Annotated in this window: 15 protein-coding genes; 12 read left to right on the top strand and 3 right to left on the bottom strand. The window is 54.9% G+C overall.

Annotated elements, in window-relative coordinates:
* Positions 1 to 96: 96 nt before the first annotated feature.
* The gene (locus tag KTE_RS27325) at positions 97 to 861 is read right to left on the bottom strand and encodes a class I SAM-dependent methyltransferase (protein WP_201386584.1); all 765 of its coding nucleotides are present in this window, start codon (positions 859 to 861) and stop codon (positions 97 to 99) included.
* A gap of 906 nt (positions 862 to 1767) precedes the next feature.
* On the opposite strand from KTE_RS27325, the gene KTE_RS47865 reads away from it, so the two are divergent.
* The 8 genes from KTE_RS47865 to KTE_RS27290 all read left to right on the top strand — a co-directional run bounded on the left by KTE_RS47865 (position 1768) and on the right by KTE_RS27290 (position 9512).
* Positions 1768 to 2079 (top strand): transposase, encoded by a 312-nt coding sequence (locus KTE_RS47865; protein WP_236600605.1) that lies wholly within the window; start codon positions 1768 to 1770, stop codon positions 2077 to 2079.
* Positions 2080 to 2112: 33 nt separating this feature from the next.
* Positions 2113 to 2253, top strand: a complete 141-nt coding sequence (locus KTE_RS47860; RefSeq protein WP_236600604.1) for a hypothetical protein — start codon at positions 2113 to 2115, stop codon at positions 2251 to 2253.
* A 579-nt stretch (positions 2254 to 2832) separates the two neighbouring features.
* Entirely contained in the window at positions 2833 to 6030 is a 3198-nt protein-coding gene (locus KTE_RS27315) for a LuxR C-terminal-related transcriptional regulator (protein WP_201386583.1), read from the top strand.
* Between the two features lie 193 nt (positions 6031 to 6223).
* Entirely contained in the window at positions 6224 to 6439 is a 216-nt protein-coding gene (locus KTE_RS27310) for a hypothetical protein (RefSeq protein ID WP_201386581.1), read from the top strand.
* Positions 6440 to 6504: 65 nt separating this feature from the next.
* A complete protein-coding gene (locus KTE_RS27305) occupies positions 6505 to 6876 on the top strand; it encodes a glyoxalase superfamily protein (RefSeq protein WP_236600603.1) in 372 nt (123 codons plus the stop codon).
* Positions 6877 to 7076: 200 nt separating this feature from the next.
* Positions 7077 to 7529 carry a pyridoxamine 5'-phosphate oxidase family protein gene (locus KTE_RS27300; protein WP_201386577.1) on the top strand — a complete coding sequence of 151 codons (453 nt, stop codon included), beginning with the start codon at positions 7077 to 7079 and terminating at the stop codon, positions 7527 to 7529.
* A gap of 222 nt (positions 7530 to 7751) precedes the next feature.
* Entirely contained in the window at positions 7752 to 8237 is a 486-nt protein-coding gene (locus KTE_RS27295) for an iron chaperone (protein WP_201386575.1), read from the top strand.
* Between the two features lie 630 nt (positions 8238 to 8867).
* On the top strand, positions 8868 to 9512 hold the full coding sequence (locus KTE_RS27290; protein ID WP_201386573.1) for an NAD(P)-dependent oxidoreductase: 645 nt from the start codon (positions 8868 to 8870) through the stop codon (positions 9510 to 9512).
* A 24-nt stretch (positions 9513 to 9536) separates the two neighbouring features.
* On the opposite strand, the gene KTE_RS27285 is transcribed toward KTE_RS27290, so the two are convergent.
* Together KTE_RS27285 and KTE_RS27280 are read right to left on the bottom strand one after the other, a co-directional pair.
* Positions 9537 to 10667, bottom strand: a complete 1131-nt coding sequence (locus KTE_RS27285) for a kelch repeat-containing protein (protein ID WP_201386571.1) — start codon at positions 10665 to 10667, stop codon at positions 9537 to 9539.
* 33 nt (positions 10668 to 10700) lie between these two features.
* The gene (locus KTE_RS27280) at positions 10701 to 11651 is read right to left on the bottom strand and encodes a hypothetical protein (protein WP_201386570.1); all 951 of its coding nucleotides are present in this window, start codon (positions 11649 to 11651) and stop codon (positions 10701 to 10703) included.
* 1290 nt (positions 11652 to 12941) lie between these two features.
* On the opposite strand from KTE_RS27280, the gene KTE_RS47855 reads away from it, so the two are divergent.
* The 4 genes from KTE_RS47855 (at position 12942) to KTE_RS27260 (ending at position 15238) form a co-directional block, all read left to right on the top strand.
* The gene (locus tag KTE_RS47855; RefSeq protein ID WP_236600602.1) at positions 12942 to 13157 is read left to right on the top strand and encodes a hypothetical protein; all 216 of its coding nucleotides are present in this window, start codon (positions 12942 to 12944) and stop codon (positions 13155 to 13157) included.
* 4 nt (positions 13158 to 13161) lie between these two features.
* Positions 13162 to 13506, top strand: a complete 345-nt coding sequence (locus tag KTE_RS47850) for a hypothetical protein (RefSeq protein WP_236600601.1) — start codon at positions 13162 to 13164, stop codon at positions 13504 to 13506.
* Positions 13507 to 13517: 11 nt separating this feature from the next.
* Positions 13518 to 14285 (top strand): transposase, encoded by a 768-nt coding sequence (locus KTE_RS27265; RefSeq protein WP_236600600.1) that lies wholly within the window; start codon positions 13518 to 13520, stop codon positions 14283 to 14285.
* Positions 14286 to 14353: 68 nt separating this feature from the next.
* The gene (locus KTE_RS27260; RefSeq protein ID WP_201386567.1) at positions 14354 to 15238 is read left to right on the top strand and encodes an NAD(P)H-binding protein; all 885 of its coding nucleotides are present in this window, start codon (positions 14354 to 14356) and stop codon (positions 15236 to 15238) included.
* Positions 15239 to 15477: the final 239 nt, after the last annotated feature.

Genomic DNA, 15477 nt, shown 5'->3' with positions numbered 1-15477 from the left:
CGGGCCCACTCTCGACTCTCGTGGGCTGAGCGGCTGGTCCGCAATACTCGAGGATGCTCTGCTGCTACTGTAGCTATCACCCTGTTTGGAGTACCCTTAGCCACAGCTCGCGTTCTCGGCCTGAAGACCGTCTGAGAGATGAGCACGGATCAGCAGAAGCGTGGGGACTTCGCGGTTGCCCGGCACTCGCTCAGCTTGTTTGGCAGATGGGCCTGGTTCGAGGACGCGCTCAAGTACAAAACCTGCGATGGCGAGATGGTTGAGATACGTGCTGAGCATACGGTGATAATCTCCAACCCGGCTACGAACTCCTTCAGGGTTCGATGAGAACCATTGGCGTTCGTCAAAATAGCCGGTGACGATCCTGCCCAGCGGATGCTCAGAATCGGACAACGATGTCCACTGAGCGTGTGGGGTCTCAAAGCAGGGGTGAGGAATGGCAAAGACCAACCAGCCTCCTGGTTTGAGAATCCGTCGAATGCTCTGAAAGGTGGCTTGAAGATCTGCAATATTGATCAGCGCCATCACACAGATGCAGCCGGTAAACTGACAGTCGCTCAGCCCCTCAGCCAGCTCCGCGTTCCCTTGAACATACACAATTCCTCGTGGCTCCTGCTCTTCATAGCGTTGGGCCAGTGCGAGCAGGTTGGGTGCCAGGTCGAGACCGGTGACCTGCGCTCCGCGTCGGGCCAATTCGCGCGCGATCCAGCCCTGCCCGCAAGCCAGATCACAAATGACTTCCCCTTCGACTTCTCCGACCAGCGTGAGCAGGTTCGGTAGGATCACTTCCGTGTAGATAGGTCTCTCACGCAGAAACTGATCATACCACTGGGCGATATCATTGTAAGAAGCGTGTGTCATAGCTCTCTCCTTGCTCGATGGCATTCTCTCTCCTTCTTACTCAGGAGTATACCACCCCGGCTTCTTTATCGGAGGAGTCAATCGCCTTCTGCCAGGCTCCCCTCATGAGGCACAGTCATCTCTGTCTGAACGAAATCTTTGCTCAAAATCATGTAAGTCGCAGTAGCAAGCGCTGACCGGGTCGCAACATAACACCGCTAGTACATGGAGGTGTAAATACACCTGCGATTAAACATCACAAGAATGGGAGATAATACATAGAGGCCCATCATTGGAGCATTGTTCGCTTGCAAATAAATAGACGCATATCAATAGTAGGGTTATGCACCATACCCTTCTTGTCTGTTGTTGAATCGGTGCTTGCAGAAGGTGCAGTAGTGCTAAAACTGAACGAAAGCAGCCTTCCCTGTGCCGAACGTGTCATTGGGAACTATCAAACAGCATTTCCTTTGGTTGCGAATTGCATGAGCCAAGAGACACCACACAACAAGGATACAGTGGCAATCAACAGCCCAGCGCAAATGGAATCCCAATGTGCTCGAACGCATAGCCTGTGAGAACATATGAAATTTGCATGACGCCTCCATAGGTTGAGCTATGCAATGCAAAGATGCGCCCTCGCATACCCTGTTCGGTACTGGTTTGCAGGAGATAACTATCCAGCGGAATAATCACCCCAGAGCTTACGCGCATAAGCAGGAGCAGAAGGCTTCCCTTCGATACGTGCGATTCTTCTGTAAGACACCCCCATTTTGCATACACTACGTCTTTCTTAGTTGAGTATCTGAGCACTTCTTGCCTTCTTTGTCGGTCTTGGTCATTGCTCTGATTCTGATGAGGAGTATAGCTGTCGGAAGGGCTTCCCGCACCGTCCCTTTGGACAGGAAGTCAAGATTCAGTCGCGATGTGGTGACAGGAAAACTGCTGGCCCCTCGCGCCGGACCCACACGCACGGAAGAAGATTTTCTGGCCCATGTGCAAGCCGTCATTGCCACTGATCAAGAGGTCACTCGTTGGCATTTTGTGTGTGACAACCTCAACATCCATCAATCTGAAGCGTTAGTGCGCTGGGTCGCTGAGCGGGATGGGATTGTCCAGAAAAATCTGGGCAAGAAAGGCGAATATGGCATCCTGGCCTTGATGCCCCGCCGAGCTGCCTTCTTGAGTGATCCCACCCATCATGTGGTCTTTCATTACACGCCCAAGCACAGCTCGTGACTCAATCAGATCGAGATCTGGCTTTCGATCCTGATGCGCAAGGTGCTCAAGCGTGGCTCCTTTCTCAGCGTGCAAGATTTGCAAGCCAAGGTGCTGGCTTTCATCGACTACTATAATGCGACGATGGCGAAGCCCTTCAAGTGGACGTCTCAGGGCAAAGCGTTGACTATCTAAACCACCGAAGGATTTCGGTTCCCATGTACTAGGCTGTCTGGTTTTATCAAGGGCACTGTCTCTGATAGTTTCTGGCATCTGATTTATAAATCCTTGTTATAAATGTATCCACTACTATTAGTCATAGCGTATCTCTGCGTCATCAAGAAAAGCACATGAAAATGTAAGCATTTTGTAAGTTCAGTTAAGTTCAGTGATGAATGGGAACGTAAACTAATGACGCCATTGGCCTGCGTTCCCATTCATCTCCAGGTAAGGGCTTTTTCAGCAAATTTTCTGCCAGTTTTCTTGCATTTTCAACAAGGCGTGGCAAGATGAGGTGGAAGGAAGATCAGAAGGGAAAAGTAAAGGGTTGCGGACAGTTGCAGCCGTTGTCGATCTTTCGTATACTTCTGGTATCGAGGTCAACGCATTATTGGCCCGTCAACGGATCGTCTCGCGGTGTCAGAGAAGTGGGCAGATCGGGTCGCCACGCCGAGAGAGATGCTCCTTGCCGGTGAGCCTCCTCTTTGGTATACTGCCTGGTGTTGGGAGGAATGGAAGGGCCGTTGGGAACAATGCAGACACAAGGAAGGTTCGATGTCCAGAGCACCTCTTCACGCCCTGATCTGGTCCAAAGAGCAGCGCTTCTACGAGTTGTACACCCAGGGCCAGCTTGAGCAACGTTTTCAGCCAGCGGAGGAAGCCGCCTGGCTGGCCTGGCTCCACGGGGTGTCCTCCTTTGCCTTCCACGGCGCAAGAGGCTCTCTCAATGTCTACCAGGAGCAGAGGGCACGTGGGGGAGCGTATTGGTATGCCTACCAGACCAAAGAGGGCCGCACCCGCAAGCGCTATCTCGGACGGACGGAGACCCTCAGGCTCTCGCGGCTAGAGGAGGCGGCACAGACGCTCTTGCACGCGCAGCAGCCCGCGGCCACGACCGAGCAGGGGATGATGCTGCTCTCCAGCCGACTTGCTCCGCCGCGACAGCCGAACGCCCTGGTGGAGCGCGAACGCTTGCTGACTGCACTCGATGAGGCGCTTTCGACACCGCTGACCCTGCTCTCAGCCTCGGCGGGCTGGGGCAAAACCACGCTGCTCTCGGTTTGGGCGCACCGGCAAAAGACGCAGGTGGCTTGGCTCTCGCTGGACAAACTGGACAACAGCCCGACACGCTTCTGGGTCGCGCTAATCGCGGCCCTGCGCCGCTGCCCCAGCCTGGCAGCGAACTTTGGGGAAAACGTAGTGGCACAGTTGCAATCGCCCCAGCCACCGCCGCTTTCCTCCTGTCTTTCCGTGCTTCTCCATGAGCTAGAAAGCCAGCAGGTGTATCCTGCTCCCATCGTCCTCATTGTGGACGATTATCAGGTGATAGAAGAGTTGGTCATTCACCAGGGCATGACCTTCTTCCTGGAGCATCTGCCTGCGCACATCCATCTGATCCTCTCCAGCCGCGTGGACCCAGACCTGCCCCTTGCGCGTCTACGAGCCCACGGGCAGTTGACCGAGATTCGTGCAGACGAGTTGCGCTTCCAGGAGGGTGAAGCGAGTCAGTTTTTGCACAAGATGCTCTCCCCGCCGCTCTCGGAAGAAGAGTTGCAGCGGCTGGTGAGCCGGACGGAAGGCTGGATCGCTGGTCTGCACCTGGTCGCGCTCACTATGCAGAAGCGTGAGGATCGCACAGCATACCTTGAGACATTGACCGGTAGCCAGCGGTATCTGCTGGACTACGTGCAGGAGGACATCCTGGCACGTCTGTCCCCCGATACGCGCGACTTTTTACTCCACATCGCCATCCTCTCGCGCCTGGACGCTGCTGTGTGCCAGGCCGTCACCGCCGCACCAACGAAGGCGGCCAGTCAGCAAATGCTCGCGTTGCTGGAGCGAGCGAACCTCTTCCTGGTGCCCCTGGATGAGGAGCGGCGCACCTATCGGCTGCATGATCTCTTTCGTGAAGCCCTGCTCTCGGCGCTCCACACCAGTCAACCAGAGATGGTGTCGCTCTTGCACCGCCGGGCCGCTGGCTTTTATGAGGCCGAGGGGCAGTGGGCCGAGGCCATTACCCATGCGCTTGCCGGAGCTTCCTTCTCCACGGCAGCGCGGCTGATGGAGCAGACCGTCGAGCAGTTCTGGCTCCGTGGGGAAGCAGCGACGATGGCGCGCTGGGTGTTGGCGCTGCCTGAGCAGACAGTGCGTGAGCACGCTCCCCTGCTGCTCACGATCGCTCTCTACCTGCTCCACACTGTCGGGCAAACGACCGAGGTGCAGCGGGCCAGGGTCCATCAGCAGGTGCGGCAGATCATGGCGCGGGTCGAGAGCATCCTGCAGCGATCCGTGGCTGGAACCGCCCACCTGACTGCTACCACAGGCACCGGCGCTGGCACCGTCTCTCTCCCCGAGGAAGCCAGGCTTTACCGGCGTTTACGCCTGTTACGTGCGGGCATGGGCGGGCATGAGGCGATAGCAGCCTTAGACTTTGAGCGCTTGAACGCCCTTCATCAGGAGATGCAGGAGCTTGACCGGGACGAGGAGGTTATCTGGCACATCCTCCCGCTTGCTTTCAACTTCATCCTCCACTATAGGGTCTGGGGAGAGGGAGCGAGGCTGGTGCCGCAACTGCTCTCTGCCAAAGAGCAGGTAAGCCTGTCGGGAAGCCTCTTTGCGAACGCCAGAGTCAGGCAATGGTTGGCGTTGGCAGCCGTGGAGGCAGGGCAGCTGCGCCTGGCCTATCAGGAGAGTTTGGCTGCCCTCGAGCTGATCGAGCAGATGGCAGGCTATGCCCTGCTCAAAGGCTACTTTCAGGCCGCGCAGGTCGAGGTGTTGTATCAGTGGAATCGGTTGGAAGAGGCGCGGGGCAGGCTGCAAACGATCATTCAGGATGCCGCCACCTGGCAGCAGAGTGATTTGCTCACGATGGGATACATAGCCTTGATGAAGGTCGAACTGGCAAGTGGAGACCTGTCTGCTGTAGAGCTGTCGCTGCACGAGTTTGAACGGTTAGAAGAACATCGAGGATATGGCGGCAATTGGCGCTGGTTGCCAATGATACGAGCGCGTTGGTGGCTGGCACAGGGGCAGGTGAAAGAGGCATCCACCTGGGCAACGGGCCTCGTCTTTCCGGAAGCGGCATGGGAAGCCAGCTTGTATGACGCGTTCCCGGTCGTGATGCGGGTGTATTTTGCAGAGCTTCGTTGGACAGAGGCGCTGGAGCTGCTGGAGCGCTTTAGCGGGAATCTGGGTCGTTCGGCCAACAGCAGGATCACCTTCACGTATCTGGCCCAGTACATGGTGGCGCTGCACCATGCAGGCCAGAACGAGCAAGCCTACGAGGTTGCGGTGCGCCTGTTTGCCTTGACTGAACCAGAGGGCTACCTGCGCATGTACCTGGATGAAGGCGAACCGATGCGCCAGGCACTTGAGGCGTTCCTTTCCCCACATTCCCATCAGCACGATCTGGCCGCTTCTACGATGGCCTACATCTCACAGCTGCTGGCCGCGATCGCCCAGGAGCAGCCTGGCGCAAATAGATCTCTGGTGGCGACACCCGCGCTCGCGCCTGGACCCTCCTCAGCCCGGCAGGAGTCCGTCAGTCCATCCGCGCCGGGCGTTTCCCTTACGCAGCGTGAGCAGGATGTCTTGCGCCTGCTGGACACAGGAGCCTCGAATCAGGACATCGCCCGGACCCTGGTGATCGAGCTACCCACCGTCAAAAAGCACGTCAGCAACCTGCTCGGCAAACTGGGAGCCACCAGCCGAACCCAGGCGGTTGCCTTGGCGCGGGCTCGTTCCCTGCTCTAACGAGATTCCTCCCAACAGGTGGTCTTTCTCCTCAGGCAACTACTCCCTTTGGCATCCTTTTGGCGACTGTGGAATGCCTCGCGTTCTGCTATTCTTTGTGAAGACGCAGGGAGGTGATCCTGGTGATCTTACTGGTTCGCTTTTCCGAGCACGGCGCGAAGGCCGTGAAACGCGCAGAATGCGGAGGAGGCAGATGTTCTACATGATACGGATCCAGGGACACCTGGACCCGTCCTGGCAAGACCGCTTTGGCGGGCTCTGCATCGAACAGCAGGAAACCGGGACAACGCTGCTCTCGGGGACGTTGCCGGATCAGGCCGCGCTGCATGGAGTGCTCCTACAGATTGTCCGTCTTGGTCTGACGCTGCTCTCACTTGAAACGAGCGAGAGCAAGAAGAATGATGCTTGAGCATGTATGCTCAATTCAAGTTAGGAAATCACTGTTTTACAACAATTGAAAGGTTGGTTATGACAATGGCTGATGAAAAAATCCTGATGGTGATGATGGCAGTCACTGATATGGCGAAGGCCAAAGCGTTCTACGCGGAGCAATTGGGCTGGTCTGTCACCCAAGACTACGGACAAGGCGATTACCACTGGGTCTCGCTTTCGCTCCCAGGAGGAGGTGCCTCTTTGACGCTGTCGACGATGCATGAACACATGAAACCTGGTACGATGAATCTCTATCTCTCGACTTCAAATATTGAAGCGGCGTACAACGAGCTCAAAGCAAAGGACGTCAAGGTCAACGAAGTGAAGGATGACCTGTATGGCCCGGGGTCTGGCGTCAAGTGGTTTGACCTCCGTGATCCCGATGGCAACCGGTGGCTGATGGTTCAATCCTAGTCGCCTCCGCGATCGCGCTACGCGATCATCATTGCCATGATCGCGGTGACCAACCGTGGGAGCCGGCAGCCGCTCCCACCAGACAGAGAGCAGGTCATAACTGCTCAGACGCGTGCCGCCGGGCACATCGGCGCGAAACTGGATCATGCGAGGCGTCGCGCCGATTGACTCTAAGTTGAGCAGAAAAATCAGGAGAATGTATGAAACAGTCCTGGCAAGATTTTGCGCTCGCTGAACCAGAACTCTCTGCCTTTGGCGAGGCTCGATTAAAAAGTGGTCCAGCATATCTGGCAACCGTTCGTGCTGACGGAATGCCCCGAGTTCATCCTGTGACGCCAATTATAGGCGAGGGGCATCTTTTCTTGTTTATGGAGCCAACCTCTCCGAAAGGGCATGATTTACAGCGTGGTTCTGGCTATTCGTTGCATTGTTGGGTAAGTAGCAATGATGGTGGTGAAGGAGAGTTTTGGCTGGTAGGGCATGCTCTTTTCACTGATAGTCCCGCCATGCGGGAGCTTGCTACTACATATGGGTATCAGCCGCAGGATCATTACATTTTATTCGAGTTGACTGTAGAAAGCGCGTTTTCAACGATATACTCTGATACTGGTAAGCCAATACGGAAAAGATGGAAGAGCGAGCAAGGCTCTTAAGTAGAAACAGGCCGGAGATTACAACGCTAAGCGGGGTGACATGAAGATGTTAATGGAGGCCGGAGAGCCGATGCCCCAAGGATGCTAAATCTGAGAGAGCACACTTGAAGAAACGCCGCCCGCGGCTTAACTGCCACATGAGGCGTCACATGACGAGAATAGCATAAGTCCGCAGTCGAACTGCGGTGAGGTTTTAACCTAAGTAAAGGTGAGGAGATTTTTATGAGCCAGTCTGAAAAGAAAGTTACACAGGAGTCCACCAAGAGCACCGCCGCGATCAACAAGAAGTCCAAGGGATTCTCAGACGAGGAACGAGCCGCGATGAAGGAGCGCGCCAAAGAGCAGAAGGCGGAAGCGCGCGCCAACAAGAACAAGGCGGAAGGGGAAAGCGACGTGCTCGCGAAGATCGCCGAGATGCCGGAACCGGATCGCGCCCTCGGCGAGCGGCTCCATGCGATCATCAAAGCCAGCGCGCCAGCCCTCTCGCCGAAGCTCTGGTACGGGATGCCCGCGTATGCCAAGGACGACAAGGTCGTCTGCTTCTTCCAACCCGCGCACAAGTTCAAGACGAGGTACGCCACGTTCGGCTTCAACGACAGCGCGAACCTCGACGAAGGCACCCTGTGGCCGGTCGCCTTCGCGCTGAAGGAGTTGACTGCTGCAGAAGAGGCGAAGATCGCTGCGCTCGTGAAGAAAGCGGTGAGCTGAGGACTGAACTCGCCACTGGTGGAAACGTGAACATGACGCTGTCGATTTTCGGGTAAGTATTCTCGCGATTGCATTGCTGATACATATCTCCTCTTTTGGCCTCTTCAGGCGATTTCTCAGCAACTGGCCAAGAAAAAGGTTCTCTCATCAGCAGAGGAATTCCCCAAAAATCGACAGCGTCATGTCCACGTTTCCACTCTGGTGTCGTTGGTGCCCGCTCCTTTGCGTCTGGTGACGTGTTATATGTGCGCCGTGTCGCGCTTGATAGATCCCCAGTGCAACCGGGAAAAACTTAGAGGGAGGTTCTTGGAGCGCCTAACCACCTGAAATCGAAAGATGGAGGGAAAAAGAGCCTATTATGGAACAGCGGTGGTCAGCGGAAGGCATGTAAGCTGAGGTGCCGTAAGCTCCGCGTGCTATGGCTAGAACTGGATTGCCCAAAGCCCAATCTCCAGGGGAGTAGGTGTCCTCCCATCGATACCATGTCTGAAATCGATGCTCTCTTGCACCTGGGTTTCTACGTGACGACTCCCCACGGCTCAAGCCCTGACTCTTAACCCACATTTCACACAGTGAGCTTGAGCACAGACCGTTTCCCTTTACATGACTTTTGATGCCTCTCTTGAGAGTATGGATCACCTCTCTCACCTTGGCGCTCACCCGATCCTGGCAAATGTGATGGATCGCGACGACCTGCTCAGAGCGGTGCAAGCCGACGCCGTCATTCATGCGCTGACCGCGCTCAAGAAGACGCCTCTGCGTCATCAGGATATGTATGCCACCAACGCGCTGCGCGATGCTGGAACCACGAATCTGCTCGCTGCCGCCAGGGAGGTAGGAGCACGCAGGTTCGTAGCGGAGTCGATGACGTTAGGCTACGGCTACGGTGACTGGGGCGAAAAGGTCATCACTGAAGATGGTCCGTTCGCACCTGCTGGAAGTTCTTCCCAACTCGAACGGCACGTGGCCGGGTTCCGCTCATTGGAGCGACAGATCTGGGAAGCGACCCAAGCAGACTGGATCGAGGGGATATCGCTGCGCTATGGATACTTTTATGGGCCAGCATCTCTCGTCCCTCTCCTGGAGAACCTGCGTCGCCGAAGCCTTCCTCTGCCTGATGGGGGCCGCGCGGTCACCTCCTGGTTTTATCTGGAAGATGCGGCAGCCGCCACAGTCGCAGCCCTCGAACGGGGCAAGGAGGAAACTCTAGCAGTCGAAGACAACAAGAAAAACGATAAGAAGATCAATGCGGAGGCAATTATGCCTCCGCATTGATCTAAGCTCTAGAGCTCTCAAAACTTACCCTGTAGGGGATTGCCATGTTTTGCCGTTCCACCGCCATAAGCTATCATTGAATGTACTCATAGTGATGGAAGTGGCAAAAGCATAGACGGTTTTCTGCGCCGCACTAAAGAACAGGTACATCTTTTGTTCTGGAAGATGTTGTACTGACTGTTGAGTCCAGGTTCTTCCATTCCAGGCCCAGGAAACCTGGATTTTCTGTTTATCAGAATCTTCACCTCCCGCCAGCGTCAGGATCACCTGTTGGGAAGCCTCATCCAGGACCATAGCAGTGGGAGAGGGGTAGGCTCCATATAAGGTCCCATCGTTGGTGAAACGCACCTCGGGAGAGGTGACGGGATGTTGTTGGGTCCACGTCGTGCCATCCCAGGTCCACGTATCGTTCAAGAGGGGAATGGGTGCGCCCATGTCATCTCCCCCGAAAAGCACCACCGTGCGCATGGCAGCATCATAGGCCATGCTTGCATTCAAGCGGGCTGAAGGAGAAGTAGCGGGATGCTGCTGAGTCCAGGTCTGCCCATCCCAGGTCCACGTATCGTTCAAGGGAGATTTCGTGTCCGTTCCATACCCCCCAAAGAGGACAAGCTGCCCAATCGCTGCATCATACACCAGAGTGGCATCCCTGCGTGGTGGTGGAGCGATGCTAGGATGCATCTGGGTCCAGGTGCTGCCATCCCAGGTCCACGTATCACTCGTAGCTGAACCGAAAATGGGAGAGCCGCCGAAGAGCACGACGAGACCCGTGGCATCATCATAGGCCATACTGGCCCCAAGAATGGGTCCTGGCGAGGTCGCGGGATGCTGTTGCGTCCAGGCATGCCCATCCCAGGTCCACGTATCCTGTAAATAGCCATTGAAGCTCTTGCCACCCAAGAGCACAAGTGTCTTGTGCTGCCTGTCATAGGCAAATTGCGGCACAGCTCTTGAGCCTGGCCCAGTTTTATCGTCGATAAAAGCCGGGACGATGTGCGCATCAGGATTCGGCGTCGCGCTTGCCTGTGGTGTCGCTTTAATCTGTGAAACTGCTGCTGGATGCTCTCCACAGGCTGTCAAAAGCAGGACGAGGCCGAGAATGCAGAGGCCTGCCATGAGTTGCAGCCAGGTAGACGACCGCGTGCCTTTGCTCATAGGGTAAATCTCTTCTTTCACCAGAAAACTTTGTTACCAGACAATGCCACCATTGCCATTATCATAGACCATCCCACTCCAGAGTTGATCAATAGTAATGGTGTAAACGCCTGTGCCCTGTGTATTACAAGACTTCTGCCCGCAGGTCTCAGAGTAGGTCATGGTGTTATTGGTGAAATCGTACCCGAGGATGGTGATAAAATGGCTTGTTCCAGGCGAGTTGATCCAATCCGGCAGGACGTTGTCATTGACAGAAACAATGAGCGGCTTCTTGCTCAAGGCAATATCTTGCTGCACATCATTCTTAAAGCTCGCCTTGGTCAAGCTATCTACGCCAAGCACTGCATAGAAATAGTTGAAATAGCTGGAGCTATGGCCCGACGCTTCCCAGTTTAAAACATCCCTGACATCATCGAAGGTAGCATAAGCGTTCGGATAGCTCTGGTAGCTCATCTCGCCAGCTGAAGTAAAAGCTGAGGGATGGCTCTGCGTCGCAATATACTGGACATAGGAAGTGTAATTGGTATCATTCCATGTTGTCGTGGTGTAAGGATCACGGTATGTGTGCGCCCCCTTTTTGAGATTGACGCCCCAGTACCCCAGCGTGGCTGTTGAGGCGCCTGGTCCACACTCATTCCAGAAATATTTATCGGTATAGCCGCGTCCAGCCGAATCGGTACCGGTATAAGCAGGCTCACTGACATATTGTGCCGGAGAATAGCTCAGGTGAGCCTGTGAAGCCAGTACAACGTGTGGTTTCCACTGATTTTTTTGCTGCAAGAAGGTGGAATTCTGTTTCTGGTGCCCCTTTCCTCCAGTCAACAATTGACCCGGCTGTATACCTTGACCAGGACCAGTCGAGGCGGGTGCAAGCAAGCTTGCATGGGCAACGGGAACATGAAGGAAACACATCAACAGTAAAAATAGGGCAAACAGCGCCTGCTTACCGCATCGAGCAAGGGAAAAAGGGGAGTGGCTTTTCACAAAGAATCCTCTCTCTCATAAATAGATGCATGCAAATGCAATAAAGCTAAAAATACAACCGTTCAGGTTCTTCTCTCCATTGACCCTCTCTGGTAACTTCCCAAGAAGGCCATCTCAACATTTCTGCTTTAGTAGTTTTCCCCTTTCATAAATTGGAGGTTGGATGTATTGCTAAGTATAACCAATATAATTCTTATTGTCGAGATAAAATGAAGCAAAGAGAAACACAAATACACTCCTCGAAACAAAAAGATTACAAAAAATCACTTTCCTTATTTTGACAATTAAAGCAATAGAAGAAAAAGAAGCGGGCGTATCATTATATTAATGATTATAGAGGAAATTGAGTACAGCGATACACTATGCCGAGAATCTCGACTGGCTGGTATCAACTACGAACCTGATGGTCTTGCCCACTAGCCCTTATGGGTGATAGTTCGTATAGAGGCACATCGGTTCCAAGATGATGGTGAGGACGAGGTACGAGCCTCGGCATGACTGCGAACGTAAGAGAGTCCCTCATTATCCTGGGCTGGTTCAAGTTTGTACCGTATCCTGTGGCTTTGACCACGTATGACGAACTTAGACAAACCTGCCCCTGGTTCCAAGACAACTCGGACATACAGGCAATGCCGCCCTCCGTACAGCCGTCTCTCTTACCAGCTTAAGCGCCGCCCAGTACAATCCTGTAATCAAGCAGTTCTATGATCGGTTGCGAGTTGAGGACCTGCCAATGAAGGTTGCCCGCTGTGCTGCCACCTGCAAGCTGCTGCACTTGGTCTGGGCTTGCATGAAAAACAGGGAGGACTTTGATCCGCAGTATGTGCTAAAACAACGGAAAATATTCGCTTGCCAGAACCCGTGTTGATGGGAGGGAGGACTTGACCTGGATGCAATTGACCACTGAGGATGGCATGACGCAGTCGATCATACAACTGGCGATACAATGGCATCGTGAAGGTGCGATTGAGGGCAAGATTTGCTATGTTTTGAAGTGCGTGTCGTCTTTTTGCCATGCTTGAAAAGGAAGCCTCCAGCAAATGATACCATGAAATTTGCAAAAATGACTCTTGAAGGGGCTCTCTTTTTAGAGTATCCTTCCTGCGAAAGTCAGCGCTAGTGCAGGTTCCAGAGACCTGTAGTGCAATAGAGCCAGGGTTCCTGTGTCAACGAAGATGAGGGACGCTCCCTCTTACACATTAGGTCTCCTGAGATTGCACTAGTGGGTCACTTGCTATTTGCGACAGGAATGTGAGAAGCTGAGAAAAACCATATGGACGGAGCCCGGAGATGTCGCGTTTAGCATCGGAACCGTTGAGAGCATTGACCGAAGAGGAACAGAAGGAATTACAGCGAGTGAGTCGAGCCTCAAGTGAGCCGCGTATCCGCCATCAGCGAGCAGTGGCTTTACTGGCAGTGGCTGAGGGGAAAAGCTTGAGCGCGCGCAGCACGCCTCGCCGGCTGGAAAGGCCACGATCCAGTCACAAAGGTGACCAGGCGATGTAACAGCTTGGGAATCTTAGCCCTGGACGATTTGCCCAGGCCGGGACCCCATCGAACGTACGGGCCAGCGGAACGGACACGGATTTTGCAAGAGGCCCACCGAACTCCTGACCGCAAGGAGGATGCCACAGCAACCTGGTCACTCACGTTGCTGCAACCCGCCCTGCGTCAGGCCAGCGATGGCTTGCCAAAGGTAAGCACTTTCACGATCCTGCATACGTTGCACGAGGCTGGCTACAGTTGGCAGAAAGATCGCACCTGGTGCCATACTGGCAGAACGCTCAAAAAAGGAAAAGACGGGACGGTCTACCAAAAGGAAGATCCCTATACACAGGAAAAAAAACGGCGATAGAGCGAGCCTATGTGCTGGCAGAACGGCTCGGTTTACCCTTGTGGTGTGAAGATGAGGCAGGTCCCTATCAAACTATTCCTCTTCCTGGTTACGCCTGGCAGCTAGAGGGAACTCCGGGCCGCCAGGACCATCAATACATTCGTGGCAAGACCTGCAAATTCTTGACCTTGTTTCGGCCAGCCACTGGTGAACTGCGAGCCAAACCCGTTGATCAAAGCACGAATGCCATCTTGCATCCCTGGCTCAAGGAGGAATTGGAGGCCATTCTCAAGCAATGTCCGCCTGCCCCAGAACTGGTACCAGAAGGGCGGCGGTGGCAAGATTGGGACCCGTTTCCTGCGGCGGAGCAACTGGATCGGATGTACCCTCCCTTGCGTATGCTGCTCATTTTGGATAATCTCGCAGGCCACTACAGTCGCGATCTGGTGAGTTGGTGTGGAGAACATGGCATTGGGCTCTTGTACACGCCTTGTGCTGGTTCCTGGCTCAACATGGCCGAATCCGTGCAGCGCATTCTCATCCGACGAGCTTTGGAGGGACATCATATCTACGATGTGGAGATCCTCAAAGATTGGCTTGCTGACACGATCGAAGGGTGGAATCGTCATCCCACGCCATTCACCTGGGGAGGCAAGCGCCATGCCCGCCGTGATCGGGCGTATGCCCGTCGTCACCGGCAGGGAGGATCAGGAGCGACCACTCAGTACGTGTTGCCGCGACGCATTCGTTCCGTGCGGTATTACCGGCACATCGGCAATGCCATAGGACTTGGCAAGTGACCCACTAGACACAAACAGGTATTTCTCATACGGGAAAAAGGGGTTTCACAACCTTGGAGGTAGTTTTCATGATTGTCGTCACCGCACCTACAGGCCAGTTCGGCCATCAAGTTCTGAACAACCTGCTCAATAGTAACGAGCCGATCCGCGTGATCGTACGCGATCCCTCTCGCCTTCCCGCGCACATATGTGAGCGCGTCGAGGTCGTGCAAGGATCGCATGGCGACCTCGACGTCGTCAGCCGGGCGTTCGCAGGTGCCGACTCTGTATTCTGGGTGGTACCCCCGGACCCCCACGCCGCGAGCGTCGAGGCCGCCTACGTGGACTTCAGCAGGCCAGCGTGCGAGGCCTTCAAGAGTCAGAGGGTTAAGCGAGTGGTTGGGATCTCGGCCCTCGGTCGCGGCACTGCGGTGGAAAAAAACTCCGGGCTGGTGGCGGGGTTGCTGGCCAAGGACGACCTGATCGCAAGCACGGGGGTCAGTTATCGGGCACTGACGATAGCCTCCTACATGGATAACCTGCTCCGTCAGATCAGGTCGATCAAGAGCCAGGGTATGTTCTTCGACATGGTATCCGGGGAGCGCAGGGTCCCAACCTGCGCCACCCGCGACATCGCCTCCGTCGCTACCAGACTGCTACTCGATCACTCCTGGAGTGGACAGGGCAGCGTCCCGGTGCTTGGCCCTGAGGACCTGTCCTTCAACGACATGGCGCAGATCATGTCGGAGGTGCTAGGTAAGCCAGTGCGCTACCAACAGATCCCCGGCGAGGCCCTGAAGGCCAGGCTGACCGCATCCGGAATGTCCGACGCTATGGCGCAGGGCATGGTCGATATGATGGTGGCCAAGGACAACGGTATCGACAACGCTGAGCCGCGCACCCCCGAGTCCACCACCCCTACCAGCTTTCGCCAGTGGTGTGAGGAAGTGCTCAAGCCAGCCACCTTGGCCTGAGCACCACGGCGACGGAGCAGGTGATTATTCTGGGGCTAATGTGCGAAATTAAGAAGCTGCTGCCTGTCGATGCGTTGATGGCGATTCTTGAGGACGTTGAAACCTCGAGCATCTTTTGCGTATGGATGTGGCCCACACACTGACAGCGGCGTGCGTGGAAGAAGCATGTGATCTCTGCCATTAGTTTGGCTTTGGATCCAGAAGAACACCTCTGGTTACGCGAAATACTGATAGGTGAT

Source organism: Ktedonobacter sp. SOSP1-85 (assembly GCF_016587415.1).
Classification (GTDB): Bacteria; Chloroflexota; Ktedonobacteria; order Ktedonobacterales; family Ktedonobacteraceae; genus Ktedonobacter.
Note: the sequence above shows the minus strand (reverse complement) of the source record. Positions and strands in the feature narration are given on the sequence as shown.

Coding starts and splice junctions, on each gene's coding strand:
- KTE_RS27325 (WP_201386584.1), bottom strand. CDS start 861: ATGACACACGCTTCTTACAATGATATCGCCCAGTGGTATGATCAGTTT.
- KTE_RS47860 (WP_236600604.1), top strand. CDS start 2,113: ATGCGCAAGGTGCTCAAGCGTGGCTCCTTTCTCAGCGTGCAAGATTTG.
- KTE_RS27315 (WP_201386583.1), top strand. CDS start 2,833: ATGTCCAGAGCACCTCTTCACGCCCTGATCTGGTCCAAAGAGCAGCGC.
- KTE_RS27310 (WP_201386581.1), top strand. CDS start 6,224: ATGTTCTACATGATACGGATCCAGGGACACCTGGACCCGTCCTGGCAA.
- KTE_RS27305 (WP_236600603.1), top strand. CDS start 6,505: ATGGCTGATGAAAAAATCCTGATGGTGATGATGGCAGTCACTGATATG.
- KTE_RS27300 (WP_201386577.1), top strand. CDS start 7,077: ATGAAACAGTCCTGGCAAGATTTTGCGCTCGCTGAACCAGAACTCTCT.
- KTE_RS27295 (WP_201386575.1), top strand. CDS start 7,752: ATGAGCCAGTCTGAAAAGAAAGTTACACAGGAGTCCACCAAGAGCACC.
- KTE_RS27290 (WP_201386573.1), top strand. CDS start 8,868: ATGGATCACCTCTCTCACCTTGGCGCTCACCCGATCCTGGCAAATGTG.
- KTE_RS27285 (WP_201386571.1), bottom strand. CDS start 10,667: ATGAGCAAAGGCACGCGGTCGTCTACCTGGCTGCAACTCATGGCAGGC.
- KTE_RS47855 (WP_236600602.1), top strand. CDS start 12,942: ATGTCGCGTTTAGCATCGGAACCGTTGAGAGCATTGACCGAAGAGGAA.
- KTE_RS27260 (WP_201386567.1), top strand. CDS start 14,354: ATGATTGTCGTCACCGCACCTACAGGCCAGTTCGGCCATCAAGTTCTG.